The 23,636-nt window shown below is 64.5% G+C and carries 24 protein-coding genes and 2 tRNA genes; 19 read left to right on the plus strand and 7 right to left on the minus strand.

Annotation, left to right across the window (positions count from 1 at the left end; all coding sequences use genetic code 11):
* Window positions 1-499 precede the first annotated feature (499 nt).
* From B5E66_RS11495 to B5E66_RS11505, 3 genes are all read left to right on the plus strand, one after another.
* A tRNA-Met gene (locus tag B5E66_RS11495) sits at window positions 500-576 on the plus strand.
* 88 nt (window positions 577-664) lie between these two features.
* Window positions 665-736 (plus strand) — tRNA-Glu (locus B5E66_RS11500).
* A 388-nt stretch (window positions 737-1,124) separates the two neighbouring features.
* Window positions 1,125-1,613, plus strand: a complete 489-nt coding sequence (locus B5E66_RS11505) for an MGMT family protein (RefSeq protein ID WP_087233197.1) — start codon at window positions 1,125-1,127, stop codon at window positions 1,611-1,613.
* On the opposite strand, the gene B5E66_RS11510 is transcribed toward B5E66_RS11505, so the two are convergent.
* From B5E66_RS11510 to B5E66_RS11525, 4 genes are all read right to left on the minus strand, one after another.
* Window positions 1,610-2,017 (minus strand): helix-turn-helix domain-containing protein, encoded by a 408-nt coding sequence (locus tag B5E66_RS11510; RefSeq protein WP_087233200.1) that lies wholly within the window; start codon window positions 2,015-2,017, stop codon window positions 1,610-1,612. The genes B5E66_RS11505 and B5E66_RS11510 overlap by 4 nt on opposite strands.
* A 94-nt stretch (window positions 2,018-2,111) precedes the next feature.
* On the minus strand, window positions 2,112-2,786 hold the full coding sequence (locus B5E66_RS11515; RefSeq protein ID WP_087233203.1) for an HAD family hydrolase: 675 nt from the start codon (window positions 2,784-2,786) through the stop codon (window positions 2,112-2,114).
* On the minus strand, window positions 2,764-4,173 hold the full coding sequence (locus B5E66_RS11520) for a hypothetical protein (RefSeq protein WP_087233206.1): 1,410 nt from the start codon (window positions 4,171-4,173) through the stop codon (window positions 2,764-2,766). The genes B5E66_RS11515 and B5E66_RS11520 overlap by 23 nt, the downstream gene beginning before the upstream one ends.
* Complete coding sequence (locus tag B5E66_RS11525) at window positions 4,170-4,610, minus strand: hypothetical protein (RefSeq protein WP_087233209.1); 441 nt, start codon at window positions 4,608-4,610, stop codon at window positions 4,170-4,172. The genes B5E66_RS11520 and B5E66_RS11525 overlap by 4 nt, the downstream gene beginning before the upstream one ends.
* A 254-nt stretch (window positions 4,611-4,864) precedes the next feature.
* On the opposite strand from B5E66_RS11525, the gene B5E66_RS11530 reads away from it, so the two are divergent.
* The 4 genes from B5E66_RS11530 (at window position 4,865) to B5E66_RS11545 (ending at window position 8,398) form a co-directional block, all read left to right on the plus strand.
* On the plus strand, window positions 4,865-5,695 hold the full coding sequence (locus tag B5E66_RS11530) for an undecaprenyl-diphosphate phosphatase (protein ID WP_206393095.1): 831 nt from the start codon (window positions 4,865-4,867) through the stop codon (window positions 5,693-5,695).
* 254 nt (window positions 5,696-5,949) lie between these two features.
* Entirely contained in the window at window positions 5,950-6,669 is a 720-nt protein-coding gene (locus tag B5E66_RS11535; RefSeq protein ID WP_087233212.1) for a hypothetical protein, read from the plus strand.
* A gap of 260 nt (window positions 6,670-6,929) precedes the next feature.
* Window positions 6,930-7,169 carry a hypothetical protein gene (locus tag B5E66_RS11540; RefSeq protein WP_087233215.1) on the plus strand — a complete coding sequence of 80 codons (240 nt, stop codon included), beginning with the start codon at window positions 6,930-6,932 and terminating at the stop codon, window positions 7,167-7,169.
* A gap of 104 nt (window positions 7,170-7,273) precedes the next feature.
* On the plus strand, window positions 7,274-8,398 hold the full coding sequence (locus tag B5E66_RS11545; RefSeq protein ID WP_087233218.1) for a DUF362 domain-containing protein: 1,125 nt from the start codon (window positions 7,274-7,276) through the stop codon (window positions 8,396-8,398).
* A gap of 77 nt (window positions 8,399-8,475) precedes the next feature.
* Here the strand turns inward: B5E66_RS11545 and B5E66_RS11550 are convergent, their stop codons facing one another.
* Complete coding sequence (locus B5E66_RS11550; RefSeq protein WP_087233221.1) at window positions 8,476-9,087, minus strand: hypothetical protein; 612 nt, start codon at window positions 9,085-9,087, stop codon at window positions 8,476-8,478.
* Window positions 9,088-9,295: 208 nt separating this feature from the next.
* On the opposite strand from B5E66_RS11550, the gene B5E66_RS11555 reads away from it, so the two are divergent.
* The 6 genes from B5E66_RS11555 to B5E66_RS11580 all read left to right on the plus strand — a co-directional run bounded on the left by B5E66_RS11555 (window position 9,296) and on the right by B5E66_RS11580 (window position 15,883).
* On the plus strand, window positions 9,296-10,858 hold the full coding sequence (locus B5E66_RS11555) for a PTS transporter subunit EIIC (RefSeq protein ID WP_087233224.1): 1,563 nt from the start codon (window positions 9,296-9,298) through the stop codon (window positions 10,856-10,858).
* A 203-nt stretch (window positions 10,859-11,061) separates the two neighbouring features.
* Window positions 11,062-12,384, plus strand: coding sequence for a M18 family aminopeptidase (locus tag B5E66_RS11560; RefSeq protein ID WP_242958173.1), 1,323 nt, complete (start codon window positions 11,062-11,064; stop codon window positions 12,382-12,384).
* The gene (gene gluQRS / locus B5E66_RS11565) at window positions 12,381-13,331 is read left to right on the plus strand and encodes a tRNA glutamyl-Q(34) synthetase GluQRS (RefSeq protein WP_087233227.1); all 951 of its coding nucleotides are present in this window, start codon (window positions 12,381-12,383) and stop codon (window positions 13,329-13,331) included. Before B5E66_RS11560 ends, gluQRS begins: the two co-directional genes overlap by 4 nt.
* A 149-nt stretch (window positions 13,332-13,480) precedes the next feature.
* Entirely contained in the window at window positions 13,481-14,308 is an 828-nt protein-coding gene (locus B5E66_RS11570) for a TraX family protein (RefSeq protein WP_087233231.1), read from the plus strand.
* Between the two features lie 4 nt (window positions 14,309-14,312).
* Window positions 14,313-14,975: a response regulator transcription factor gene (locus B5E66_RS11575; RefSeq protein ID WP_087233235.1), complete on the plus strand. Its 663-nt coding sequence runs from the start codon at window positions 14,313-14,315 to the stop codon at window positions 14,973-14,975.
* Entirely contained in the window at window positions 14,963-15,883 is a 921-nt protein-coding gene (locus B5E66_RS11580; RefSeq protein WP_087233238.1) for a histidine kinase dimerization/phospho-acceptor domain-containing protein, read from the plus strand. The genes B5E66_RS11575 and B5E66_RS11580 overlap by 13 nt, the downstream gene beginning before the upstream one ends.
* A gap of 84 nt (window positions 15,884-15,967) precedes the next feature.
* On the opposite strand, the gene B5E66_RS11585 is transcribed toward B5E66_RS11580, so the two are convergent.
* Window positions 15,968-17,323: an MATE family efflux transporter gene (locus B5E66_RS11585; RefSeq protein ID WP_087233241.1), complete on the minus strand. Its 1,356-nt coding sequence runs from the start codon at window positions 17,321-17,323 to the stop codon at window positions 15,968-15,970.
* Between the two features lie 314 nt (window positions 17,324-17,637).
* Here B5E66_RS11585 and B5E66_RS11590 point away from each other — a divergent pair, with 314 nt between their 5' ends.
* On the plus strand, window positions 17,638-19,293 hold the full coding sequence (locus B5E66_RS11590) for a putative manganese-dependent inorganic diphosphatase (protein WP_087233244.1): 1,656 nt from the start codon (window positions 17,638-17,640) through the stop codon (window positions 19,291-19,293).
* A 1-nt stretch (window position 19,294) separates the two neighbouring features.
* Complete coding sequence (locus tag B5E66_RS11595; RefSeq protein ID WP_087233247.1) at window positions 19,295-19,621, plus strand: acylphosphatase; 327 nt, start codon at window positions 19,295-19,297, stop codon at window positions 19,619-19,621.
* A 72-nt stretch (window positions 19,622-19,693) separates the two neighbouring features.
* Here the strand turns inward: B5E66_RS11595 and B5E66_RS11600 are convergent, their stop codons facing one another.
* Window positions 19,694-20,359, minus strand: a complete 666-nt coding sequence (locus tag B5E66_RS11600) for a hypothetical protein (protein ID WP_087233250.1) — start codon at window positions 20,357-20,359, stop codon at window positions 19,694-19,696.
* A gap of 223 nt (window positions 20,360-20,582) precedes the next feature.
* Between B5E66_RS11600 and B5E66_RS11605 the strand changes: the two genes are divergently transcribed.
* Genes B5E66_RS11605 through B5E66_RS11620 form a run of 4 tightly spaced genes read left to right on the plus strand, consistent with a single transcriptional unit; the run spans window position 20,583 to window position 23,564 of the window.
* On the plus strand, window positions 20,583-20,810 hold the full coding sequence (locus tag B5E66_RS11605; protein WP_087233252.1) for a hypothetical protein: 228 nt from the start codon (window positions 20,583-20,585) through the stop codon (window positions 20,808-20,810).
* A gap of 24 nt (window positions 20,811-20,834) precedes the next feature.
* Window positions 20,835-21,836: an ABC transporter substrate-binding protein gene (locus tag B5E66_RS11610; protein ID WP_087233255.1), complete on the plus strand. Its 1,002-nt coding sequence runs from the start codon at window positions 20,835-20,837 to the stop codon at window positions 21,834-21,836.
* The gene (locus tag B5E66_RS11615; protein ID WP_087233259.1) at window positions 21,826-22,812 is read left to right on the plus strand and encodes a FecCD family ABC transporter permease; all 987 of its coding nucleotides are present in this window, start codon (window positions 21,826-21,828) and stop codon (window positions 22,810-22,812) included. The genes B5E66_RS11610 and B5E66_RS11615 overlap by 11 nt, the downstream gene beginning before the upstream one ends.
* A complete protein-coding gene (locus tag B5E66_RS11620; RefSeq protein ID WP_087233262.1) occupies window positions 22,809-23,564 on the plus strand; it encodes an ABC transporter ATP-binding protein in 756 nt (251 codons plus the stop codon). Before B5E66_RS11615 ends, B5E66_RS11620 begins: the two co-directional genes overlap by 4 nt.
* Window positions 23,565-23,636 lie beyond the last annotated feature (72 nt).

A 23,636-nucleotide genomic window follows, 5' to 3' on the forward strand; every position in this document is an offset into this window, starting at 1 on the left:
CCTGCTTTTGCTGCGCCCGTCGCAGCGGGCTTGCAAAAGGCAGACCGCTGCCCCTGCTCCGCTTCGGCTGTTTCGTCCGCAGGACGCGCCTCAGCTTCGCAGTCCCTGGGGACAAAATTGAGCGCTGAACCGCGCACTCGGCCTTGCGGCCTCGCACACTCTCAGCGCTAAAGGTTGCCGTTGCCCAAATTTCCATCGCGCGTCGCAGCGCGCTCGTAAATTTGGACGGCGGCCCCAGCTCCGCTTCGCTTGTTTCTGCCGCAGGCAGCAGCTCAGCTTCGCTGTCCTGTATGTGTCCTGTCCATCCGCACATGTCGGCTGGACAGGACTTTTTTGACAGTCTGGACCGTCTCAACTTGGCCGGGGCGGTTTTTTGCGCTGTGCCGGCAAAAAGGGGAAAAGGAGAAAAAAGGGTGTAATTTTTTCAAAATACCTGTTGACAAATTGCGAAGAATTGAATATAATAATAAAGCGCTCTGCAAGGAGCCGAGGTAAATAAGGCGGTATAGCTCAGTTGGCTAGAGCATTCGGTTCATACCCGAAGTGTCACCGGTTCAAATCCAGTTACCGCTACCACTCACAGAGTTTCGCTAAAATAAGGGGGACGTCGCCTGCAATAGTGGGCGAGGATGTCGGAGATTTTAGCGAAGCTCTGTGTTTCTAAGGCCCGTTGGTCAAGCGGTTAAGACACGGCCCTTTCACGGCTGTAACATGGGTTCGATTCCCGTACGGGTCATACAAAAAATCCCTCAGCTTAGGCTGAGGGATTTTTTCAGTGTGTCGAAAAACGACACGCTCCAGGGGGAACCCATTTCTGCCCGCAGTCGCGGGACAGAAATTCCTTCCCCCTGGTATCCCCCTGGGGACAAAATTTGGCGCTGAACCGCGCACTCGCCGCAAAGCGGCTCGCACACTCTCAACGCCAAATTTCCCTGTATGTGTCCCGTCCATCCGCACATGTCAGCTGGATGGGACTTTTTATGCAAGCCGTACGAGGAATCGAACAGGGCGGCGTGAACCCGGGTCCCGGCCATTGGCCGGGGCTTTTTGTTTTAAAAAATGCAAACCGTCTCATTGCACCGGCAAAGGAGATAAGCTATACTTTGGACAGGAGGTGATCCCCAATGGCCAATGAAGAAAAGAAAGACTTCAATGCCATGCTGCACAAAGAAAACGGTATGCCCAAGATCCAGACCGTCACCGACCCAGCCACCATCCGGAAGTACGGAGGCGAGAAAATGTTTTTTGCCCCGCCTCTGGCCTACGATGCCCTGATGAGGCGGGTGCCATGGGGCCGGCTGACCACGGTAGGCTGTATGCGGGAGTATCTGGCACGACAGAATCACGCCGACTTCACCGACCCCATCACGGCAGGGATCTTTATGTCCATTGCCGCCTGGGCCAGCTTCCAGCGGGAAGGGGACGAGACGCCCTACTGGCGCACTCTGAAAGCCAACGGGGAACTGAATCCCAAGTATCCCGGAGGCGTACAGGCACAAAAGGCCAGGCTGGAAGCGGAAGGCCATACCATTCTGCAAAAAGGCCGGACGAACATCCGCTATTATGTGAAGGACTATGAACAAAAGCTGTTCCCGCTGGACGGAACGGTTTAGTCCTGCCGGCCCAGCTGCGCCGCTGCCAGGCAGGCGAGGCCCAGGCCCAGCATGGGGACGGCGGCCTCTGCGTCCAGCTGGCGCAAGGAGAAAAGGACAACCACCGCCACGCCCATGGCAAGAGCCACCCCTCGCAGGATCAGAGGGACGAGGCGCGCGGCTTCGGAAACAGGGGCCTGCCCGGGAGCAGGCTCTGCCGGACCGCCCTGAATCAGCTCATCGACGGAAACGCCCAGAATCTCGGCTAGTTTGGGCAGGGCAGCAGCGTCCGGGAAAGAGAGATCCCGCTCCCACTTGCTGACGGCTTTGTCGGTGACTCCCATCTGATTGGCCAGCTCCAGCTGGGTCATCCCACGCTCCTTGCGCAGGGCCGCCACAGTGGCACCGAATGTCTGTTTGCTCATAGGGTCTGCACTCCTTTGATATGTTTGCCTGTATGGTACCACGGTTTTCCGGTGGAGGCAACCGACCATCAGTTCGGAGAGCTCGACCGCTGGTTTAGCCCTGCCGGGAACCGTTGGCCCGGCGGATGTAGGCCAGGATATCTGCGGGCTGGTACACCAGCTCGTCCGCGCCGGCGGCAGTCAGCTCCTCGGCGCCCCGGAACCCCCATACCGCCCCCAGGGCGGGCAGGCCGGCGTTGTGGCCGGTGGCGATGTCCACATTGCTGTCCCCCACAAAGAGGGTGGAGGCTTTGGACGCCCCCAGCTCCTCCATCAGGCTGTACAGGCCGGCGGGGTCGGGCTTGACCGGCACACCGGGCCGGCTGCCCCGCACCGCCGCAAAAGAGCCGGGGGCAAAATAGTGGTCGATGATCCCGCCGCACAGCGCGTCCGCCTTGTTGGAAAAGACGGCGCTCCGGATGCCCTCCGCCCGGAGGTCTTTCAGCAGCTGCGGGATGCCCGGATAGGGGGCGGTCTTGTCCTCCTTGTGGGCGTCGTAGCGGGCAGTAAATTGCGCGAGGGTCTCGGCCAGCTGGGCGGGGGTGCGGCAGTCCTCGGGGGAGAACCGCTCCACCAGCTTGGGGATGCCGTTGCCCACCATGTGCTTGTATTGTTCCACGGTGAAGGTGGGCCAGCCCCGCTGCATACAGACCCAGTTGGCCGCGTCGGCCAGGTCGTCGATGGTGTTCAGCAGGGTGCCGTCCAGATCAAACAGGATGGTCTTTATCATAGAGGTCATTCCTTTCCAAAAAGGCCGCGCAGGCCAGGGCGTCGGACAGCGGGATGCTGCGCACCCGTTCCCGCAGGCGGCCGGGATAAGCAAAGGTCAGGGTGGCCCGCCCCCGCAGCACCCCCCAGGGTGACTGGGAGATCCGCAGGGCGGTGGCGGGGGAAAAGACGCACACGCAGTGCATGGACATCCGCCGCTGACGCAAAAAGGTGAGGTGCTTTTCGGTGGGCCAGGCCCCTTCCCGCAGCAGGCCCTCGATCTCGCACACCAGCCAGAAGGCGCAGACCACCGCAGGCAGAGCCAGCAGGGGCAGTGCCGCAGGCAGCGCCCAGGAGGCCACCAGAAGAAGCAGGATCAGAAAACCGAGGCACCCACCCGCCGGCGCCAGGAACACCAGACTGCGTCCCCGCAGCCAGGCCAGCGAGAAGGGCTGCCGGGGCGGCATCTGGAACCCGGGCAAAAGCCGCCGGACCAGATCCTCCTGGCCGGCCCGGTAAACGAACAAAGGCGCGTCGATGTTGCAGCATCCCGCGGTGAGGTAGACCGGGTAGCAGCGCAGCAGCCGCGCCCCGGGGGACAGGCGCACTTCGGCACAGGTGAGGCGGTCCAGACGGAACCGGCGCTCCACCCGCACCAGCAGTCCGCCCCGGCTGGCCAGCACGCCGCCGCCCCGCCACACCCGGTAGAACAGGGTATGGCTGAAGCTGCGCACCAGGCTCAGCCCAAAGAGGAAGGTCCATGCGGTGAGCGCCCAGGCCAGGCCCGCCGGCAGCCACCGGGCCGCCCAGGCCGCCGCCTGGTTGATCTGCTCCAGGGCGATCTGCTCGGCGGCGTTGTCCCCCTGACGCAGGGCCAGAGCCACCAGAAGCAGGGTGGACAGGCTGTTGGCGCCCAGCAGTGCAAAGGCCAAACGCTGGCCGCCGGCGGGATGATAGATCTCCTGCTGGGGGGCGGGCATCATCCGGTCGGCCAGCATCCGGGCGTCCCGCCGGGTCAGATGGAGGGTGACGGCCTGGCCTTTGGGCAGCAGGGCGGGGTAGAGGGTCACCCGGCTGGCTCCCGCCAGACAATAGAGCATGGGCCGCTCGATCTGGACGGCGGCCAGCTGGCTGTTCTGGATCCGCCGCTCAAAGGACAAAATCAGATCCCAGCGGAGGTGCAGCACCCCGGCGGCGTCCAGTTCCCAGCTGGAGGCCCGCAGCATCACCGCACTGACCAGGGCCAGCAGGCAGAACAAGGCCAGGTCCTGGGCCAGGGCGCGCCAGAGGGCCTGCCATTCCCGGGCGAACAAAACCTGTACCAGAGGCACCAGGTAGAGCAGCAAGGTGCGCCGCATAAAGCCGAGGGCAAAGAAGGGATGATACCGCCGGGGTCCGGTGCCGGTCATTGGGCGTCCTCCCGGGCCAGCAGGGCCGCCGAAAAGGCTCCGGCCGCATCCAGCGGGATGCCGGGCAGCAAAGCCCACATCCCCGGGGTGAAGATGACCAGCACGCAGGCATCCGCCAGCCGCAGCAAGGGGGTGCGGAAGATGAGGGCCGAAGTGATGCTGCGCCGGGGGATCACCCGCTCCACCGGAAAGGCCACCCCCAGATACAGCGTCAGGGTACGGCTGTCCAGGGAAGCCACAAAGCTGCACGCCCGCACCCACACCGCGAACACCAGCAGGGCCCACAGGGCGCAAAAGACGCACCCCCATCCAAAGCCCTGCCAAAACACAAAGGGCGCCCCGATCAGGCCGGGCAGCGCCGCCCACACGCACAGGACAGCCCGCCCCCGTGGGGTGGGGGTGGCCGCCGAAAGGGCAAGGTCGAAGGGCTGTTCCATGGCGCACCCTCCTTTTTTGTAATACGGAACAGAAAAACAAGACGATACATTACAAATGGTATCGGCTGAGGCCGCAGCCCCAGTCCCGCCCTTATTATATCCTGATTCCAAAGGGGCGTCAATGCAAACCCAAAAGGCCCGGCGGCGAAAAATTTTTCAGTCTGACCGTGCGCTGGGCGGCATAGTATGCTATAATAAAAAGACCGGGCCCGCCTGGAAAGCGGGCAGAATTTTGTAGGGCGCGGAGGAAAAGAATGCTGATCGAAATCATCAAAGCCCTGTTGATGGGCATTATTGAGGGCGTCACCGAGTGGCTGCCCATCTCGTCCACGGGGCATATGATCCTGGCCGAGCAGATCATCCGCTTTGACGCCAGCGAGGAATTCATGTCCATGTTCCGGGTGGTGATCCAGCTGGGGGCCATCCTGGCGGTGGTGGTGCTGTTCTGGGGCAAGCTGTGGCCCTTTGGGCTGCGGCACGGACGGGTGATCTCCAAACCGCCGGTGTGGAGCCTGTGGTTCAAGGTGGTGGCGGCCACCCTGCCGGTGCTGCTCATCAGCCCTCTGGACGGTTGGATGGAAGAACATTTTTACAATTACATCACGGTGGCCGCCATGCTGATCTTGTATGGCATCCTGTTCATCGTCGTCGAGAACCGCGGCGCATCCCCCCGGGTATCCCAGCTGGAGCAGATCGGTTACCGGGAGGCTTTGATCATCGGCCTGTGGCAGACCCTGGCGGTCATCCCGGGCACATCCCGCAGCGGCGCCACCATTGTGGGCGGACTGCTGCTGGGCCTGTCCCGGGCGGCGGTGGCCGAGTTCACCTTCTATCTGGCCATCCCGGTGATGGCGGGCGCCTCGCTGCTGAAAGTGGTGCAGTTCGTGCTGGACGGCCAGGCCATGACCACCACCGAGACGGCCATTCTGGTGACAGGCTGCCTTTCGGCCTTTCTGGTGAGTATGGCCGCGATCCGCTTCCTGATGTCCTATGTCAAGAGCCACGATTTCAAGTTCTTTGGCATTTACCGCATCGCCCTCGGCGCCATCGTCCTGGCCGTGGCGGCCATCACCGCCTTTGCGTGAAATCCAAAACCGATCCACCCCAAAGCGCCCCGTCTGTCCCTGACAGACGGGGCGCTTTTTTGCTGCCTCCAGATCCCCTGCGCCCAAAGTTAGAGCATACGAACTAAAGAAAATAAAGAAAAAATGGGAAAATTTGAAATTGGGTCTTGACACCGGGGGGGGTATGTTATGATAGGCACACAAAGGAAAGGACCTTCCTTTGAACCTGTTTTGGGTCTCTATCTTTTATACACCATAAGGAGGAAAAATTCATTATGAAACTCAAGAAGATTGCTTCTCTGGCGCTGGCCGGCATCATGGCCGTCAGCATGCTGGCTGGCTGCAATGGCAGCACTGGCAATGAGCAGCCCCCTGCTTCCAGCAGCGAGCCCACCACCAGCGGCTTTGCTACCAGCGTCAATGCAGAGTTGGCAAGCAACGTTTACAACACTGTGCACTTCGGTTCCGATGCTAAGCTGACCGCTGCTTTGAACAGCATTGCAGAGAAGCTTGACAGCAATATTCTGAACGATGAAGCAGGCTTTGTCATTGGTGTTGATGCTCAGGATTTCCGCAGCCTGATGGATGTTAATGTCAACAACAGCTTGACCCGTTGGGGATATGCAAATGGTAGTGCGTACGGATTTGCCGATCCTACCACTACTAACTATGGAGCATATAAGAATGGTACGGGCGCCTACTACTGGGACTTCTTCAAGAATGACACCACCAGCACCACTACCGTTGGTGACCTGGTTGTCATCCGCGGCGACCTGACCCAGACTGGCCTGGCAAAGCGTGTTGCTCAGTACCTCTCTCAGCTGGTGAACAATGGCCGTATGCCCTCTGAGGACAATGACGGTTCGCACAAGTACGATTACACTGGCAATATCGACGTAGTGAAGGTTGATAACGCTGGCAGCAACTTCTCTTCCTATGTGATTGGCTTTACCATCACCCAGACTGCTACTCCGATTGCGAATGGCAATGGCTAATTCCAGTTACTTATAACAAATACAGAGCACCATACTGTATTTGATGTAAGGGGCGCAGGGGTTTTAGAGACAGCCCCGGCGCTCGGGTAAAACACCCATCCGATGTGGCGGCAAAGAGGAATAGAACCATATTCCTTCTGTTGTTGATCGCACCAAAACAAAAGAACTTTTGCGTCACGAAAGATAGGGTCCCTCTGCGGGGGTCGGCCACACGGCCGGCCCCCGCATTGTTTGCGCGTGCGCTGAAAGGAGGGCTTGCAATGAAACACACAGGCGGGTCCGGCCTGACGCCGGGGCTGGAGGAGGCTCTGGCCCGGCTGGAAGAACGGGTGCGGGCCATGGAGGGCGGCGCATTGGCGCTGCGATCCCAGGGGGGACCGGCCAACCGCCTGTCCGACCTGGCGGGCTATCTGGAGGCCCGGGCCGCTTTGGGCGGGCCCGATGCCGCGCTCTGCCGCCGGCTGGCTGCCGAGGCCCGGGCCATGCGGGGGATGCTGTGAGGGCCGTGGTTTGTCTTTTCTAGCCGGACGGTTTGTGGTATACTTTGTTAGGAAAGAGAAACAACCGGCGGGTTTTGCCGTCCCGCCCCCAAGGAGGAAAAACCATGGAAGGTTCCGCTGTATACTTTACCGATTTCCGGTGCCAGGTGGGCACCAGTCTGACCGAAAAACTGCGCCGCCTGTGCATTGCCGCGGGCATCAAGAATATCAATATGGATGGCCGGTTCGTGGCCATCAAGATGCACTTTGGGGAACTGGGCAACCTGGCCTTCCTGCGGCCCAACTATGCCAAGGTGGTGGCCGACCTGTGCAAGGAGCAGGGGGGTATGCCCTTCCTGACCGACTGCAACACCCTCTATCCGGGCAGCCGCAAAAACGCCCTGGAGCACCTCACCTGCGCCCAGCTGAACGGCTTCTGGCCCATGACCACCGGCTGCCAGATTTTGATCGGCGACGGCCTGCGGGGCACCGACGAGGTGGAAGTGCCTGTGCCCAACGGCGAATACTGCAAGACCGCCAAGATCGGCCGGGCTATCATGGACGCGGATGTGTTCATCAGCCTGAACCACTTCAAGGGCCACGAGTCCACCGGCTTTGGCGGCGCCATCAAGAACATCGGCATGGGCTGCGGCAGCCGGGCCGGCAAGATGGAACAGCATTCCTCCGGCGCGCCTGCGGTCCAGCGGGAACTGTGCCGCGGCTGCGGCCGCTGCGCCAAGGAGTGCGGCTCGGACGCCATCCACTATGACAGCGAGCACAAGGCGGTCATCGACTACGACCTGTGCAAGGGCTGCGGCCGCTGCATTGGGGCCTGCAGCTTTGACGCCATCTACTCCATCGACAACAGCGCCAACGAGGAACTGGACCGCAAGATGGCCGAGTACGCCGCTGCGGTCTGCGCCGGCCGCCCCTGCTTCCACATCAGCCTGGTGCAGGATATCAGCCCCAACTGCGACTGCCACGGGGAAAACGACGCCCCCATCCTGCCGGATATCGGGATGTTTGCCTCCTTTGACCCGGTGGCTCTGGATCAGGCCTGCGCCGACGCCTGCCTGGCCGCCACCCCCATCGCCAACAGCCAGCTGGGCCAGAACCTGGCCCGCCCCGGCTGGAACTGCTACCACGACAACTTCAAGGACTCCAACCCCAACATCGAGTGGAAGGCCACCCTGGAGCAGGCTGAAAAGATCGGCCTGGGCCAGCGCGCCTATGTGCTGAAGAAGATCTGACCTTCGGCCTTTCGGATACTATAAAAGCCGCAGCCCCATGCGTCCGGCACAGGGCTGCGGCTGTTTTTTGTGTTGGTTTACTGCATCGGTTCGGGGACGATGGCGTTGAGGGCGCCTGCCAGAGCGGACCAGTCCTCCTGGGAGCAGGCGGGCACTTCCTGGACGCCGGCGTCGGACAGCTCGGCGGCGGCCCCTTCGGGGTCGTCCAGGATCCGCTGGGCCGACTGCTGGATCAGGGGCCAGCACTCGGCCACGTTCTCCTGGTCAAAGGTGTCCAGACCGTCGTACCAGCCGGCCAGGCAGTCCCGTACCGAGCTGCCGCTGCGGCTTGCCAGGCCGTTGGCGTCGGCCCACTCCATCATGGAAGCCGCCGCAGCCGCCGACTTGAGGGAAGAACCCGCGGTGCCGGGGCCCCAGCCCAGGCAGCCCGAAAAGGCGCTGGTGGGGTCGGACAGGCCGTTCCAGCTGTTTTCGGTGTCGTCCACCTGCGGCGTGGTGGGGGCGGGCTGGGTGTCATCCTCCCCCGAGGGCACCGCCTCGGAGGCGGGGGCCTGGCTCAGCGACTGGGAGGAAGGGGCGGCTGTGCTGGTGGCCGCCTTCTGCCCGCCGCAGCCCCCCAGCAGCAGGACAAGGCAGAGCGCCGCGCAGCATCCCGCTGCGCCGGCTCGGGACCAGATGTGATATTTCATACAAAGACCTCCTTCATGCGCCGGGGAGCGGCGGCCGTCTTTTGATCGATTTCTGGTTTCTATTATCAGTATACTGTGCGGGGGCGCGGTTGTCAACTTTGCATATAAAGTGCAAACATATTGCACTTTATGCAACTTGTTGGCGATTGACAAGGGTTTTGGCCCCCGGTATAATGGGCTCAGATCGAGCCGGAAAGGAGGGCCTCCCATGAAGCAGAAGGAACGGATCGTGCGCGCGCTGGAGCAGTTTTCCACCGCCATGCTGGCCGCTTTGGGGTATCTGCCTGCGGCGGGCCTTGTGCTGGCTGCGGGGGCCCTGCTGGCCTCGGCGGGGCTGGGATCGGTGGCGCCCGTCCTGCGCTGGGAGCCTTTGGCCCTGGCGGGCAGCCTGGCCTACGACGGGATGATGGCCATCATCCAGAATCTCAGCGTGGTGTTCTGCGTGGGCATCGCGGCCTTTCTGGCCCGGAAGGAAAAGCAGCAGGCCGCCATCATCGCCCTGCTGTCCTATCTCGTGTTCCTGACGGCGGGGCATACCACCCTCGAGCAGATGGGCCGTCTGGCCGCCCCGGACCCCGCCCTGGGGATGTACGGCACCGGCCAGGCGGTGGTGCTGGGGATCCAGACGGTGGATATGGGGGTGACCGGCGGCATCCTGCTGGGCTTCCTCACCGGGTGGGTCTACAACCGCACCAGCGGCAAGACCTTCCGCCCGGCCCCCCTGCGGATCTATGGCGGGGTGCGGTGGAGCTTTTTGTGCATGGCGGGGCTGTCGGCCGCCCTGGGGCTGGCCGCCTGCTTTGTCTGGCCGCCCGTCCAGCGGGCGGTGGACGGCCTCACCGGCTGGATCGCCGCGGCAGGGGAGATGGGCCTGTTCCTCTATGGTTTTCTGGAGCGGGTGCTCATCCCCACCGGACTGCACCACCTGATCTATATCCCGTTCCAGTTCACATCCCTGGGCGGCACCCTGACGGTGGGGAACCAGGTTTACACCGGCGCCTACGCGGTCATGATGGGGGAGTACAGCCTGGGCCTGCCCTTCAGCGACGGCATCCGGTGGATGTACATCGGCTTCACCAAGACCTTTGGGTATTTCGGCATCGTGGGGGCCTTCATTTTCTGCGCCCGCCCCGAGAACCGGCGCCGCACCGCGGCCATGCTGACCCCGCTGCTGCTCACCGCGTCCCTGGCCTCGGTCACCGAACCCCTGGATTTCCTGTTCTGCTTTTTGTCCCCGGTGCTGTGGCTGGCCCACGGGGTGATCGCCGGGGCGTTCATGGTGCTGCTGGACTTGTGCGGGGTGACCGCTTTCACCGGGGGCTTGGTGTCCTCCTTCGCCATGAATTTGTCTGCCGGGGCGTCCAGCACCCATTATCCGCTGCTGTACCTGCTGGCGGCCGCCCAGATCGCGGTGTATTTTGTGGTGTTCACTCTGCTGATCCGCACCTTTGACCTGCGCACCCCCGGCCGGGAGCAGCCCGCCCCGGCGGTGCCCCCCGCTGCGCCGGAGGATCGCTTTCCCTTCCATGCGCTGGTGGCGGCTCTGGGGGGCCGGGGCAACATCGCCCGTGTGGACAACTGCCTGACCCGGCTGCGTGTGTGGGTGGAGGACCCCGGCCTGCTGGACCGAAAGGCTCTGCGCGAGCTGTCCCCCGATGGCCTGACCTGTCAGGGCAGGGAGGTGCAGCTGGTCTTTGGCTTTGACGCCGAACAGCTGCGCCGCCAGCTGGATGCCGTGCTGGAAAAGACCGCCCTCTCACCGCCTGTGTAAAAAGCCTGCGGACGAAACCGATCACAAAAGGTCCCGTCAAGGGTCCCGTCCAGCCGATAGGTAAGGATCGCCGCTCCCGCCGGACGGGGGCGGCTTTTTTCGCGGGTTGACCCCGGCAGTGAAACGCGCTATAATCGATGCATCTTAATGAATGAGGGCGGCTCTGCCGCCTCATCTCTGCTTTTTGGGAGGAACCGACCTTGATGGAACAGATACAGGAAAAGGCCCTGATGGAAGGGCTGTTTGCATTTTTGGACGAGGGCGTCAGCCCCTTCCACTCGGCAGCGGCGGCCTGCGCCCTGCTGGAACAGGCGGGCTACCGTCTGTGCCCTGAAAGCCAGCCCTGGGTGCTGGAGGCAGGGGGCCGCTATTACACCACCCGCAACGGCACGGCGGTGCTGGCCTGGCGGATGCCCAAGGGCCGCCTGACCGGCTGGCATGTGACCGCCAGCCACGGGGATTCCCCCACCTGGCGGCTGAAGGTGCCCGACATCACCGAGGGCGGCTACCTGAAGGCGGAAACCGAGGGCTACGGCGGTATGATCGCCTCCACCTGGCTGGACCGGCCTCTGGGCGTGGCAGGCCGTCTGCTGGTCAGGACCGGGGACGGGGTGGAGAGCCGCCTGGTGGCTCCCCGGCAGGCTCTGCTGTGCATCCCCAATCTGTGCATCCACTTTGACCGGGAGGCCAACGCCGGCAAGACCTGGAACTTCCAGGTGGACCTGCAGCCCATCTGCGGGCTGGAAGGGGACGGCCGCCTGATGGATCTGCTGGCCCGGGAAGCCGGGGTGGAGACCCAGGATATCCTGGCCCATGACCTGGTGCTGTGGGTCCAGCAGAAGGCCCAGCGGGTGGGCGTGAGCGGGGAACTGTTCATGTCCGGCCGCATCGACGATCTGGAGTGCGCCTACACCACCCTGCAGGGCTTTTTGGCCGGGGAAGGCCGGGAGGAAGGCCGCGCCGATGTCTGGTGTATGTTCGACAACGAGGAGGTAGGCTCCTCGTCCCGGCAGGGCGCCCAGGGCACCCTGATGGCCGATGTCATGGACCGCATCGAGGAGGCCTTGGGCCTCACCCGGGCCGAGAGCGTCATGGCCCGCGCCAACAGCCTGCTGCTCAGCGCCGACAACGGCCATGCCACCCACCCCAACCACCCCGAAAAGAGCGACCCCCGCAATCCGGTGCGGATGGGTTGCGGCGTCATCCTCAAGTACAACGCCAGCCAGACCTACACCACCAGCGGCCTGACCGCCGCGGCGTTCCAGCGCATCTGTGAACAGGCCGGCGTGCAGGTGCAGGTCTTTGCCAACCGGGCCGACCTGCGGGGCGGCTCCACCCTGGGCAACCTGCTGGGCCACCAGATCGCCATTCCCATGGTGGACATCGGCCTGGCCCAGCTGGCCATGCACTCGGCGGTGGAGACGGCTGCCTGCACCGACGCGGTGGCCATGGCCCGGGCCTGCGCCCGGTTCTACAATACCTCCATCCGCCAGCCCGCCGACGGGGTGTGGCAGCTGGGCCTGTGAGCGGCCCGACGGGGCGGTTTGCCCCCAGCCCCAGCGGCAGGCTGCATCTGGGCAATCTGGCGTGCAGCCTGCTGGCCTGGCTGTCGGCCAAAAGCCGGGGCGGACGCATCGTGCTGCGGATCGAGGATCTGGACGCTGCCCGCTGTCCCCGCGCCTATGCCGATCAGCTGGAGGAAGATCTGGCCTGGCTGGGCCTTGTGTGGGACGAGGGCGGTTCCCATGGCGGCCCCCATGGCCCTTATTACCAGAGCGAGTGCGGGGAGATCTATACAAAAAGTTATCAGAAGCTGGAAGCCATGGGTCTTGTATACCCCTGCTTTTGCAGCCGCGCCCAGCTGCACGCCGCCAGCGCGCCCCATACCTCGGACGGGAATGTGGTCTATCCCGGCACCTGCCGCGGCCTGACCCCGGAACAGGTGGCCGAAAAGCGCCGCGTCAAGGCTCCGGCCTGGCGGGTGATGGTGCCCGACGAGGAGATCACCTTCGAGGACCTGTGCATGGGGCCTCACAGCGAAAACCTGCTGACCGGCTGCGGGGATTTTTACCTGCGCCGGGCCGACGGTGTGTTTGCCTATCAGCTGGCGGTGGTGGTGGATGACGCCCGGATGGGGGTCACCGAGGTGGTGCGGGGGGCAGACCTGCTTTCCTCCACCGCCCGGCAGATCTACCTGTACCGGCTGCTGGGCCTGACGCCCCCGGCCTTTGCCCACTGTCCGCTGCTGCTGGACCAGGAGGGCCGCCGCCTGTCCAAGCGGGACGGCGACCAGAGCCTCGAAAACCTGCGGGGCCGCTATACGGCGGAGGAGATCGTCGGCAAGCTGGCCTATCTCTATGGCCTCCAGCCCGAGCCGGCGCCCTGCACCCCCCAGAGCCTGCTGCCCGGTTTTGACTGGGCCAAAGTGCCCAAACAGGACGTCCGCCTCCAGCCCGGCCTGTTCGGCCCATAACGGCATACAGCGCCGTCCCAGCCCGCCCGCAGCTGGGGCGGCGCTTTTTGGCAAATGTTCCACGTGGAACAATCAAAAATAGCTCCTTATAAATTCCTTTGATTTGGGTGGTAGACTGGCGCCAGCAACAAACCAAAGGAGAAAACGCTATGGATCAGAACACTTTGCGCAGGGAGGGCCTGTCCGAGACCGCCCTCAAAGCCATCGCCCTGGGGCTGATGGTGCTGGATCACATCCACTATTTCTTTCTGTTCACCGGGGCCGTGCCGGATTGGTTCTCGATGCTGGGCCGGCTGAGCGCGCCGCTGTTCCTGTTCTGCGCTGCGGAGGGCTTTGCCCACACCCATGACCGCAGGGCCTACCTGGGCCGGCTGTGGGCCATGGGGGCAGGGATGGGGCTTGTACAGTTTTTGCTGGCGCTGTTTGGCCGGCGGGCCGACGGCTTTTACCCCATGAACGCCATCCTGCGGGATCTGACCGTGTCCTGTCTGCTGTGGCAGGGGATGGACTGGCTGCGCCGGCGCCGCTGGGCCAGGGGACTGGCCCTGCTGGCCGGGGTGGGTGTGCTGTGGCCCGCGGTTTCCCTCTGGCTGATGCAGGCGCTGCCCTGGAACGGGCTGCCGGTCTACCTGCTCAGCTGGACGGTGCTGCCCAACTGGGCGTTCAGCACCGACGGCGGCTTGCCCTTCATTTTGGGCGGTGTGCTGCTGTATGGACTCCGGGGCCATCGGAAACTCCAGGCAGCCGCCTGGGCGGCCTGGGTGCTGTGCAATGACCTGCTGCCGCTGCTGCGGGCCGGAGCGTGGGGACAGCTGCTGGTATACTATCAGTGGATGGAGGTGTTTGCCGTACCCCTGATGCTGCTGTACAACGGACGGAGGGGCAGCGGCCATAAAAAGCTGTTCTACTGGTTTTACCCCGCCCATGTCTATTTTCTGTACGGGCTGTCCTGCGCCGTGATGGCCCTTGGGAGGTGAAAAGATGGCCAATATCCTTGCGGTGGACGATGACGGGGACCTGCGGGCCCTCATCGCCGAGACCCTGGGCCGGGACGGGCACTTTGTGCGCACCCTGGATTCCGGCAGCCGGATCGGGGAAGTCCACTGCCGCTGGGCCGACCTGATCCTGCTGGATCTCCTGATGCCGGGGGAGGACGGCCCTGCGGCCTGCCGCCGCATCCGCGCCATGACCGACGCGCCCATCCTGTTTTTGACCGCCCTCAACGGGGAGGCTGACGTATTGGAGGCCCTGGGAAGCGGCGGGGATGATTACCTGACCAAGCCTTTCCGGATTGCCGAGCTGCGGGCCCGTGTGGCGGCTCACCTGCGGCGGCAGCGGCGGCCTGTGTCCCACCGGCTGGTGCGGGGCGGGGTGGCGTTCGATCTGGCGGCGGGCACCGCCGAGGTGGAGGGCAGGCCTGTCGGCCTGACCAGAGGGGAATACGCTCTGTGCCGGGTGCTGGCCCTCCATGCCGGGCAGACGTTCGGCAAGGAGCGGCTGTATGAGGAAGCCTTCGGCTTTGAGCGGGAGGCCGACTCCAGCGCCGTGACCGAACACATCAAAAACATCCGGGCCAAGTTCCGGGCGGCGGGCTGTGAGCCGGTCGAGACGGTGTGGGGGGTGGGCTACCGATGGAAACCGTGAAAAAGCGGCCCAGCCTGCGGCGGGTGCTGGCGGGCTATCTGGTGCTGACCGGCGGGCTGTGCCTGCTGGCGGCAGTGCTGTGGTGGACCGGCCTGAGCTTTCTGATGCGGGCCGGGGTGATCCAGCCTGCCAACCAGATGGCCGAAACGGCCTACCAGGCAAAGACCGCGGTGGAGGCCGCCGGGACGCTGCCTCCGGACCGTCTGCCGGCGGGGTGCAGGTATCTGCTGCTGGGCCCGGAGGGACAGACGCTTTCCACCAACCTCACCGGCAGCCGCCTGGAAGCCGCCCGGGAGCGCAGGTCCAAGGCGGGACCGTTCAGCCCCTATCGGCTGCGCCTGCTGGAAGTCCCCCAGACCGACGGCAGCGTCTATCGGTTCCAGTATGACTATGCGGTCCACTACACCGACCCGGCCCTGGACGAGGCCCTGCCGGATTTCCAGATCTGCTGGCTGCTGGCCGGGGCGGGGACGGTGGCCCTCATCGTCCTGTTCACCACCCGGCGCACCGGCCGGCTGCTGCGGGCGGACGCGGCTTTGCTGGCCGCCGCTGCGGCCCGGATCGCGGCCCGGGATCTGGAGGGGCCGCCCTTCGGCGGAGCGCGGGTGCGGGAATACGAGCAGGCCCTGGCCACCATGCAGGAGCTGCGGCAGGAACTGGCCGCCAGTCTGGCCGCCCAGTGGGAGGCCGACCGCCGCCGGGACCAGCTGCTGACCCGGCTGACCCACCAGCTCAAGACCCCGCTGGCAGCGGTGCTGGCCAGCGCCGAGCTGCTGGCCGAGGAGGATCTGACCCCCGCCCAGCAGGAAAAGGCGCAGACCATCCTGCGGCGGGCCGGGGAAATGCAGCAGACCGCCGCCCGGCTGCGCGCCATGACGCTCGGCGCGCGCCGCAAAGCCAGGGATTGAGCGCCGGCGGGCCGGGCTATGCGCAAAATAAAAAACGGCTCCTTCCTCCGCGGATATGGAGAAAGGAGCCGTTTTGTCTGGAACTCAGATGACCGAGTTCTCCATCCATTTGCCGCTGAAAAAGCGGATGGCGAAGAACAGGGAGCGGAAGGCCCAGTCCACGAACATACCGGTCCAGATGGCCAGCAGGCCGCCGCCGAAGTGGCCCACCAGCAGGTAGCACAGGGCCACCCGGAACAGCCACATCGAGGTGATGCTGACCACCATGGTGTAGCGGGCGTCGCCGGCGGCGCGCAGGATGTTGGGCAGGGTGAAGCTGGACGGCCAGATGAACAGGGAGATGATGTTGAACCACATCATCACCTCCAGGGCCAGAGCCGTGGAGTCCGCCGACAGGTTGAAGAACTGCAGCATGAACCGGTTGCCGAAGAAGAAGGCGGTCAGGTTCATGACCCAGGCGCCGGCGTAGGCCAGGGCCATCATCAGGCCGCCGTAGCGCTTGGCCTGGCGCTTGTCGCCGGCGCCCAGGCACTGGCCCAGGACGGTCAGCGCGCCCATGCCCACCGCGTTGGCCGGGATGTTCAGCAGGGTGGTGGTGGTGTTGGCCACCGCGTTGGCCGCAATGGCCGCGGTGCCCAGGGTGCTGGTCAGGCTGGACACCGCCAGCTTGCCGATCTGGAACATCCCGTTCTCGATGGCGTTGGGGATGCCGATGACCAGGATGCGCCGGATCAGCTTGCGGTCGGGGCGCAGGGCCCGGGCGCTCTCCACCCGCAGCATACTGTCCGGCCGCTGCAGCAGATAGAGCACCGCCGTGCAGGCGATGATCCGGGAGATCAGGGTGGCCAGCGCCGCGCCGAACACCGCCATCCCGCAGCCATAGATAAAGATGGCGTTGCCGCCGATGTTCAGCACGTTCATCACCAGGCTGGACAGCATACTGATCTTGCTGTTGCCCTGGGCCCGGAACAGGGCCGCCCCCGCGTTGTACATCCCGATGAAGGGATAGCTCAGGGCCGACATCAGAAAGTAAGTCTCGGCGTAGGCCATCACGTCGTCTTCGATGGCGCCGAAAATGGCCCGCAGGATCAGGTGGCGCCCAAACAGCACCACCAGGGCCACCGTGCAGCTGAAGGCCAGCATCACCAGCATGATCTGGCCGGCGGTGGCCTTGGCGTTTTGGGGTTCCCGGTGGCCGATGTACTGGCTGGTGACCACCGCGCCGCCGGTGGCCAGGGCCGACATGATCTGGATCATCAGGGTGTTGAAGGTGTCCACCAGACTGACGCCTGAGACGGCGGCCTCGCCCACCGAGGAGACCATCAGGGTGTCCGCCAGGCCAATGGTGACGCTGAGGGCCTGCTCTGCCACCAGGGGCAGCAGCAGGGCCACCAGCTGCCGGCGGGTAAAGATAGGTTTGGTTTGTGCAGTTGCTGTCATAGAGCGCTGTTTGATTACCTCCCCGCGGGACCGCTGTCCCACACAGAAGGCCCCCGCTGGACGGGAGCCGGTCGAGTGTTGTATACCACAGGGCATACTATAGCACAAACGATTTGACCTTTCAATAGCACCGGGAAGTAAAAATTGCCGCCGTTTTTTTGTGCAGCCTGCCGGACGGCCCGGCCGGCAAATTTGGCCCCGGCGGCTATTTACCCCCGCCTGCGGATATGCTACAATAGGGAAAAGAAAAGGACGCACAGCGCCCGCCCTTTGCAGGAGGGAAGGCGCATGATACATAAGCGGAGGTAGATGAAATGCCCAAAGAAGCGCACAAAGTGGTGGTGATCGGCCACCGCAACCCGGATACCGACTCGATCTGCTCGGCCATTGCGTATGCGGAGCTGAAAAACCAGACCAGCAGCCTGGTCTATGAGCCCCGCCGCGCCGGCAAGATGAACCAGGAGACCGAGTTCGTTCTGAAAAAGTTCGGGGTGACGCCGCCCCGGATGTGCACCGACGTCAACCCCAAGGTGCGGGATGTGGATTACCGGGAGATGGAGGGCGTGGACGGTTCCATCAGCCTGCGCCGGGCCTGGGAGATCATGCGGGACAGGGACATCGACACCCTGCCGGTGGTCAGCCCCGACAACGACCTGCTGGGCGTGATCACCGTCAAGGATATCGCCACCGCCAACATGGACGTGTTTGACACCGAGGTGCTGTCCAAGACCCACACCCCCTACAAGAACATCCTGGAGACGCTGGGAGGCGAGATGGCGGTGGGCAGCGCCGACACCATCTGCACGGCGGGCAATATCCACATCGGCACCGCCACCCCCGAGATGCTGGAGAACGCGGTGGAAAAGGGGGATATCGTCATCCTGACCAACCGCTACGAGAGCCAGCTGTGCGCCATCGAGCAGGAGGCCTCGCTGCTGATCATCTGCAACGACAGCAAGGTGGCCAAGACCATCAGCCGGATCGCCCAGGAGACGGGGGTCAACATCATGACCGTCCCCTTCGACACCTATGCGGCGGGCAAGCTGATCAGCCAGTGCGCCCCCATCTCTTACTATATGACCACCGAGAACATCCTCAAGTTCACCCGGGTGACCCCAGTGGCCGACGTGACCCGCGTGATGGCCAAGTACCGCCACCGCTATTTCCCCATCCTGGACGAGAACGGCAAGTATTGCGGCATGGTCAGCCGGCGCAACATCATCAACCTGCGCAAGCGGCAGATCATCCTGGTGGACCACAACGAGGCCACCCAGGCGGTGGAGGGCTTTGACCAGGCCGAGATCCTGGAGATCATCGACCACCACCGCATCGGCAGCCTGGAGACCAGCGGGCCGGTCTATTTCCGCAACCAGCCGGTGGGCTGCACCGCCACCATCGTCACCCAGATGTACGACGAGCAGGGGGTGGAGATCCAGCCCAAGATCGCCGGGCTGATGCTGGCGGCCATCCTCTCGGATACCCTGATGTTCCGCAGCCCCACCTGCACCCCCCTGGACGAAAAGACCGCCTACCGCCTGGCAGGCATCGCCGGGGTGGACGTGGAGGAGTTCGCCGCGGAGATGTTCGAGGCCGGCGAAAGGCTGGACGGCAAGACCCCCGAAGAAGTCTTTATGCAGGACTTCAAGGTGTTCATGTGCGGGGACCTGCGGTTTGGGGTGGCTCAGGGCAGCTATATGACCCACTCCAACCTCCTGGCGGCCCAGTCTCTCCTGCAGCCCTATCTGGAGGAAGCCTGCCGCAAACAGAACGTGGAGGATCTGTATATGCTCCTCACCGAGGTGCCCCGCAAGGAGAGCGTCGTGATCTGCGCCGGCCGCCACGGCCCCGAGATGCTGCGGGCCGCCTTCGACCAGGAACCCCAGGCCGACGGCAGCTGGGTGCTGCCGGGGGTCATCAGCCGCAAAAAACAGTTCATCCCGGCCCTGATGGACGCATACCAGGAGCTGTGATATGTTCAACTTTTTGAAAGACAAAGACCGTACCCCGCCGCCCCTGCCCGAAGGGACGGTCCGGCGCCGCTATACGGTGTCGGGGCGGGTGCAGGGAGTGGGTTTCCGCTACCGCGCCCGGTACGCCGCCAGCCAGCTGGGCCTGACCGGCTGGGTGGAGAACGAGGACGACGGCACCGTCACCCTGGAGGTCCAGGGGGACCCCGCCCTCTTTGCCCAGATGTTCGATCGGATCGCCGCCGGCGGCTATATCCAGATCACCGGCATCCAGTCCCGGGATATCCCGCCGGACCCCTGGGCGCGGGGGTTCTCGGTGCGGGGATACTGAACCAAAAAAGCCCTGCCGCTTTGTGCACGATGCACAGGCGGCGGGGCGTTTGTGTGTAGAAGAAGGCGGGGGTCACCCCAGCACTTTCAGCGGGCTGTTGTCGGTCCAGAGGGTGCCGTCCAGCAGCCGGGTCAGAGCCAGGGTGCCGTTGGCGGACACCCGGGCGGGGTCGAGGGCGAAGAAGTCGCTCTCGGACAGCCCTTCGGGGTCGGCGGCCGGGTCGAAACCCACCACGCAGACCCAGTGGCCGTAGGTGTCGCTGGTGGAGATGTGGGGATAGTTCACCACATCCCAGCCGGCGCTGGTCAGATGGTATTCCTCGGTGGAGGTGCGTTCGGTATGCTTGGACACCCCGTTGACGGTGGTGTTCTGCAGATGGACGATCACCGGGCGGCCGGCGTTCAGCTCGCTGTAAAGCTTGTCCAGGCAGGCGTCCAGATCCCCGGCAAAGCCGGTGTATCCCGCCGCCGACCAGACTGCCCCGTTCGACCACATCCCGGCCCCCGAGCTGACCGCCCCGTCCAGGACGGTGCGGGCGTAGCGCAAGGCGTACAGGCTGCACTGGCCCGGAGCCTGGTTGCCGATGGAGAGGATCTGGTCCTCGTCGAAGGCGAGCATCTGGATGCCGTGGCGGTTTTCCAGGGAGGCGGCGCGGGCCCGGGGCAGGGCGAAAGACAGCAGGGCCAGCAGGGCAAGCAGCGCCGGCAGGATGCGGCGCAGGCGGGCGGATGGGTGCATGGGAAGGGCCTTCTTTCTATGTAAGATGTCAAAAGATTCCAAAATTTGATATACCAGAAAGAAGTATACGACCGAATCGTGGTGAAAATGTGAGAACCGCCCCGGCCGCGGCGGAGAAAATACCGCTGCATTTTTAGCAAATTTGCACAAGTCCGGTCCCATCTGTGCGATGACAAACGGGGCCGCACATGGTATAATAAATCCCATGAAAGGAGAACCTGCCATGGAAGCACTGATCAATTTCTGGCTGTTTTTGTGCCACTGGATCAAGTTTGACACCAGCGAGGACAAAGAGGTGATCGACGACACCATAGAGACCCTGTCCCGGGCGGGCCTGCCGTACAAGACCCGCGTCCGCCGCGGCAAACAGGGCAAAGAGGAGTATGTCCTCTACGTCAAGAATGCCGACCGGGATTATGCCCGTTATTGCACCGGCTGGCGGCCCTTTTAAGCCCCGGCCCCGGAAAGGAATACCATGAACAAACGCAAATGCTTCTGCGCCGCTGCGGCGCTTGCCTTTTTCTGCGCCGCCCTGCTGGCAGGGTGCGGCGGGGCTTCTTCGGCCCCTGTGTCCCCGGCGCCTGCGGCCCCGGCTTCTTCCTTTGCAGAGCAGGGGACCTATACCTTTACCGATGACCTGGGGCGTCCGGTGACGGTGTCCGGAACGCCCCGGCGGGTGGCTGCCCTGACCGGCAGCTATGCGGATGTGTGGATCACCGCCGGCGGCCGGGACAGCCTGGTGGCCACGGCATCGGACGCGTGGACCGACTTTGACCTGGCCCTGAGCGGGGAGGTAGTCAACCTGGGCGGGGTGAAATCCCCCAGCGTGGAGGATCTGCTGGCCGGGGAACCCGATCTGGTGCTGGCCAGCACCAACACGGCGGCTGACCTGGAGATGCTGCCCACCCTCGAAGCGGCCGGGGTGACGGTGGCCTTCTTTGAGGTGGATACCTTTGAGGACTATCTGCGGATGCTGGAGGTGTGCACCACCCTGACCGGCTGTCCTGAGAATTACCAGACCTACGGCGCCGATGTGGCGCAGCAGGTGGAGGACGCCCGGGCCCGGGCTGCCGCCGCCCTGGAAAACCAGGAGCCTCCCACCGTCCTGTACATCCGGGCGGCGGCCTCTCTGGTCAAGGCCAAGGGGACGGAGGGCAACGTGCTGGGTGCCATGCTGGCCGACCTGGGCTGCGTCAACATCGCGGACCAGGACCAGAGCCTGCTGGAGGACCTGAGCATGGAAGCCATCCTGGCGGCGGACCCCGACAAGATCTTCTTTGTTCTGCAGGGGGCCGACCCGGAGCCCGCCAAAGCCCAGCTGGAAGGGGCGGTCCTCTCCAATCCTGCCTGGCAGCAGCTGACCGCCGTCCGGGAAGGGGACTACTATTACATGGACAAGTCCCTCTACCATCTCAAGCCCAACGCCCGCTGGGGCGAGGCCTATGACCGCCTGGTGGAGATCCTGTATGGGGTCTAAAAAGAAGGTGCTGGCCTGTGCCGCCCTGCTGGCGGTGCTGGCGGGGGTGCTCAGCCTCTGTGTGGGGGCGGTGCCGGTGGCCCCGGGCCAGCTGCTGGAAGCTTTGGCCGGCCGGGGACAGGGCACCGGCGCCGCCATCGTGCTGTATGTGCGGCTGCCCCGCACGGCGGGCTGTCTGGCAGCCGGGGCGGCCCTGGCGGTGGCCGGCGCGGTGATCCAGACGGTGCTGGCCAACCCCCTGGCTTCTCCCAATGTCATCGGGGTGAATGCCGGGGCGGGCACTGCGGTGGCCCTGTGCTGCGCCGTGGCCCCGGCGGCGGTGGGGCTGGTGCCGGTGGCCGCTTTTGTGGGGGCCTTTGCCAGCGCCATGCTGGTGCTGGAGGTGTCCCGGCGGGCAGGGGCTTCCCGCATGACCCTGATCTTGACCGGCGTGGCCCTGTCCAGCATCTTTTCGGCCCTCATCGACCTGCTGGTGACGCTGGTGCCCGACGCCCTCAACGGCTATTCCGACTTCCGCATCGGCGGGATGAACGGGGTCACCCTGGCCCGAGTGGGCCCTGCCGCCGCCATTGGGGCGGCGTGCCTGGCCGGGGTGCTGCTGCTGACCAACGAACTGGACCTGCTGGCCCTGGGCAGCGAGACGGCGCGCAGCCTGGGCCTGCGGGTGGAACGGATGCGGGTGATCCTGCTGGCCCTGGCCGCAGGGCTGGCGGGGGCGGCCGTCAGTGTGGCGGGGCTGCTCAGCTTTGTGGGACTGATCGTGCCCCATCTGCTGCGCCGCCTGCTGGGGGAGGAGAGCCGTCCCCTGGTGGTGGGCTGCGCCTTTGGGGGCGCCGCCCTGCTGACCGTCTGCGATACCGCCGCCCGCACCCTCTTTGCGCCCTATGAGATCCCGGTGGGGGTCGTCCTCAGTCTGGGAGGCGGGCCCTTTTTCATCTGGCTGCTGCTGCGGCAGAAAGGGGGGCATCGCCGGTGATCCAGTGCAGGGACCTCAGCGCAGGCTATGGGGACCGGGCGGTGCTGTCCGGCGTGGACCTGGCGTTTGAGCCGGGATGCGTGACGGTGCTGATCGGCCCCAACGGCTGCGGCAAGACCACGCTGCTGAAAACAGTCCTGGGCCTGCTGCCCCCGGTGGCGGGCCGGGTGCTGTACGACGGGGCGGACCTGGCCGGCCTGCCCCCCGCCCGGGCCGCCCAAAAGGCCGCCTATATGCCCCAGAGCCGTCCGGCTCCCCGGATCGAGGTGCGGCGGATGGTGCTGCACGGGCGGTTCCCGTATCTGTCTTTCCCGCGGCAGTACCGCAAAGAGGACTATGCCGCCGTGGATGCGGCCCTGGCCGCCGCCGGCGCATCCGACCTGGCCGGCCGGATGATGGACACCCTGTCGGGGGGCCAGCGGCAGAAGGTCTATCTGGCCATGGCGCTGGCCCAGCAGGCCCCCACCATCCTGATGGACGAGCCCACCACCTGGCTGGACCCCAAACACCAGCTGGAAGTGATGGCCACCGCCCGCCGTCTGGCGGCGGAAGGCCGGGCGGTGGGCCTTGTCTCCCACGAGCTGAACCTGGCCCTGCGGACCGCAGACCGGGTGGCCCTGCTGGCCGGCGGGAAGCTGGCGGCCTTCGGCACGCCGGAGGAGGTCTACGCCGAAGGCACGCTGGACGCGGCCTTCGGGGTGAAGATCGGCCGCTGCATGGCCGAAAACGGCTGGCAGTACTACTATCTGTAAATAAAAAGAGCCTGTATCCACGTCGGATACAGGCTCTTCTTGTATTTGACCTTTTACGGGATAGCAGCAGTC

The sequence above is a fragment of the Faecalibacterium sp. An121 genome (genome assembly GCF_002160915.1).
GTDB lineage: Bacteria > Bacillota > Clostridia > Oscillospirales > Ruminococcaceae > Faecalibacterium > Faecalibacterium avium.